General features: G+C 33.4%; 4 protein-coding genes. All 4 read right to left on the bottom strand.

The window, feature by feature from the left end; genetic code table 11:
• Positions 1-206: 206 nt before the first annotated feature.
• On the bottom strand, positions 207-776 hold the full coding sequence (locus ACIQ2S_RS12515) for a hypothetical protein (RefSeq protein ID WP_396176498.1): 570 nt from the start codon (positions 774-776) through the stop codon (positions 207-209).
• Positions 763-1,257 carry an RNA polymerase sigma factor gene (locus ACIQ2S_RS12510; protein WP_396176496.1) on the bottom strand — a complete coding sequence of 165 codons (495 nt, stop codon included), beginning with the start codon at positions 1,255-1,257 and terminating at the stop codon, positions 763-765. Before ACIQ2S_RS12510 ends, ACIQ2S_RS12515 begins: the two co-directional genes overlap by 14 nt.
• A gap of 1 nt (position 1,258) precedes the next feature.
• The gene (locus ACIQ2S_RS12505) at positions 1,259-2,095 is read right to left on the bottom strand and encodes an alpha/beta fold hydrolase (protein WP_396176494.1); all 837 of its coding nucleotides are present in this window, start codon (positions 2,093-2,095) and stop codon (positions 1,259-1,261) included.
• A gap of 70 nt (positions 2,096-2,165) precedes the next feature.
• Positions 2,166-2,945, bottom strand: coding sequence for a TerC family protein (locus tag ACIQ2S_RS12500; protein WP_396176492.1), 780 nt, complete (start codon positions 2,943-2,945; stop codon positions 2,166-2,168).
• Between the last annotated feature and the right edge of the window lie 105 nt (positions 2,946-3,050).

Here is a 3,050-nt window from a genome sequence, read left to right as displayed (position 1 = left end):
CGCTTCCCTACGAAGAACCGGAAGAAGAAGTTCCCGAAGAAATGGAAGTTTCCGGAGAAGACAATATTTCCGATGATATTCAAACCGAATTGGATGACGACGGTCAGATTACGTTGAGTCTGGAGTAGATTTTAAACACAAAGTTCGCAAAGGGATCAATTGCTCTTTGCGAACTTTTTTTTAGACTTAGCGAGCTTAGTGATTTCTTAGCTAATTCCTTTCAAAAACTCAATTAATTTTAATTCTTTTCTAATTTGTTTGATTAAAAAGTAACCAAACACAAAGAAAAATCCATAACCACTAATTAGACAATACATATAAAATCCGGTACTGAAATTGGCCTTAAAAGCAGGTAACAACATTGTGAAACCTATAAAATAGCTGATGTAAATGATTGGTGTTAGAATTAGATGAATCTTTTTTCGCCACTCATAAAAATGTTTCACTTTCTTTGAATAGTCTATTAGTGATAAATCGGGTTTAATACTTTTAAATTTTATACCACTGTTGATTTCTAAAATTATTCTAAAAATCAACATGCTTATCATTAGTAATAATCCGAAGGTCAATGAATTAAATTGATACGATTTAGTCCAAACGAAATAATAAATGAGTATCAAAACAGTAAACGAAATAATACCGATTGTCCACATATGGTTCTGTTTAATCGTTTTGCTGTGTTTTTCTGCTTGAGCAATTAATTCAGAGGCATTTTTTTCCGGTTTTGCATCTTTTTGCAAATTCCAAATTTCTTGTATGTTATTAAAGTCTGTCATTTTGTACACATTGGGTTAAATTTTTTTTAATTCGGTGAATCCTTACTCGAAGTGTTTCTTCAGTCAGTCCCACCACTTGAGCAATTTCACTGTAATCCAATCCTTCTAAAACCATTAATATAATCACTTTACTAGTTTCATCGAGTTTATGGATACAAGCATACATTTTGCTTAATTTTTCTTCAATTTCAGGAGAATAATTTTCAGATTCAATCGTTGGAAAATGGTCTGAATTGATTTCTTTTTTAGTTGATTTCTTTCGTAAATAGACTAAACAGGTATTGACTGAAATTCTAAAGATCCAAGTACTGATAGTCGATTCATTTCGAAAAGAATCTAAATTCTCCCATACTTTTATAAAAATTTCCTGTGCAGCATCCGAAGCCAGATCTGCATCTCCATTAAAATATCCTTTACACAACCGCAATACTTTAGGATAATGCTTGCTGAATAATTCGTTAAATTGAGTTTGTTTTTCCAAGTTAGTTCAAATTTGCTTTGACATTTTTCAGAAACCACTCCGGTTGGTCGTACATCACAAAATGAGCAGCGTTTTCAGCATAATATATTTTCACCGACGGTAATTTTTCAAATTGTGCTTGATAGGTTTTTTCAACAGTTGCTTGGTCCGGAAATGTGGCAGCCAATATAATAACTGGGATTTTAATTTTGGCAATTTCTTCTCTTAAATCCAAATTAAGCATATCAATATAGCCATTGACATAGGTTTTTCTATCAGCTTTTTTCATCATTTCAATGATTACTTTTTGTTTTTCAGGATTTTTGCACATAAATCCAACCGTTTGTGCATTCATAGCCTGGAATGAAGCTTCATCCATTTGCAGCATCATTTTGCTTTGCGGATTATCGTAAGGAATCTTTTCTCCGTTATAATTCGGAATCATTAACGCGGCAGAACAAGGAAGAGCATCAACGGCAATTACTTTTTTAAATAGTTCCGGTTCAGTTGCCGCCAACCAATAGCTTAAAGTTCCACCTAAACTGTGTCCAATTAACGTTGGTTTTATCAGTTTATTTGTTTTTACATATTGGATAACATCATCTTTAATTTTTGAAAACCATGGAGATTCGATGGGAGCAACATTGCCGAAACCAGCAAAGGTAAAAACATGACATTCATTGGTTTTAGAAAGTTCTGCAACCGTTTCGTTCCATAATTCACCGGTGCATCCAAATCCCGGAAATAGTAAGATAGGGGCTCCTTTTCCTTTGATAGTAACTTCAAATGATTTTTGAGCATAAACAGAAGTTAGTAGTGAACTAACAAGCGATACAATAAAAAATGTAACAGTTTTCATAATACGTGATTTTTAAAAGTTTTCCTTTTGATTCATCACTATGAAAATTGTTACATCTATTTTAGATTTTTTATTTATGATCGTTTCTCTTTCGCATTTTCATGTTGATAAACTCGACACCTAATGAGAAAGCAATAGCAAAATAGAGGTATCCTTTAGGTACGGCTCCAACGTGCTGACCAACTAGAGTAGCATTTGATAGGTGCATACTTTCCGTAATTAGCATAAAGCCAATTAATATTAGAAATGCTAAACCTAAAATTTGAATGGACGGATTGGCGTTGACAAATGACCCAACCGGTACAGCAAATAACATCATGACACCCACTGAAATAACTACAGCAGTTACCATGATATATAACGCACCTTCAATTCCGTTGGTCATCCCAACAGCAGTTAAAATACTGTCGACTGAGAAAATTAAGTCTATTAAAAGGATTTGAAGAATCACACTACCGAAGGACTTGGCTGCAGATGTTTTCATGTCTTTTTCTTCTTCACCTTTGTGATCCACTTTTTCGTGAATTTCTTTGGTACTTTTATAAATCAAAAATAATCCACCAAAAAACAGCACCATTGCTTGTCCGGTAAAACTACCTTTGAACCAACCGAAATCCAAACTAAACCAAGGAGCTTTCATTGCAATTAATAATGTGATACCAAATAGCAAAGCAATACGCATAAACATGGCTAAAAATAAACCGATACGTGTTGCTTTTTTGCGTTTTTCTTCGGGTAACTTACCTGTAACAATTGAAATGAAAATGATGTTGTCAATTCCTAAAACAATTTCTAAAAAGGTTAAAGTTAATAGAGCAACCCATGCATCCGGGTTTGCGAATATTTCCATAAGTCAGTTTTGATTTAGTTAATGATACTTTTACGTCGTTAATTGATTTTTGTTACAATCCCTTTTTGTTTGGCAGTTTCGCCCACAAAAGAATACTCAAAGGTA

The sequence above is a fragment of the Flavobacterium sp. genome, assembly GCF_044371705.1.
Lineage (GTDB): Bacteria > Bacteroidota > Bacteroidia > Flavobacteriales > Flavobacteriaceae > Flavobacterium.
Note: the sequence above shows the minus strand (reverse complement) of the source record. Positions and strands in the feature narration are given on the sequence as shown.